The organism is Citrobacter sp. TBCS-14 (assembly GCF_005280805.1).
In the GTDB taxonomy this organism is placed as follows: Bacteria; Pseudomonadota; Gammaproteobacteria; order Enterobacterales; family Enterobacteriaceae; genus Citrobacter; species Citrobacter gillenii.
This window is the reverse complement of sequence record NZ_SZWM01000412.1, coordinates 1-288: the sequence shown is the minus strand read 5'-3', so window position 1 is coordinate 288 and position 288 is coordinate 1. Positions and strand designations below refer to the sequence as shown.

1 protein-coding gene is annotated in these 288 nt (G+C 55.2%); it reads right to left on the bottom strand.

The window, feature by feature from the left end; translation table 11 throughout:
- Positions 1 to 288: anion permease (locus FDX22_RS15840; RefSeq protein ID WP_186805329.1), on the bottom strand; the 288-nt coding region annotated here is incomplete at both ends.

Here is a 288-nt window from a genome sequence, read left to right as displayed (position 1 = left end):
GTAATATCTTTCCACGGTACCACGTGCAGCGCCAGCATCAGGGAGACCGCCAGCAGACCCACTGCGGTAGCGTCAATCAGCTTGCCACCGAAAACCCACAGACCCAGGCTGAGCAGAACCAGACCGATCAGCGTTATCTCTTTACGGGTCAGTTTACCCATGGTTTTCAGTTCATCACCGGCCCATGCGGCAACTTCAGCACTGTGGGTGACTTCCGGCTTGTACAGAACATAGGACAGCCACGGAGCAACGATCAGCAAAATAATACCGACCGGCAGGAAGCTGAGG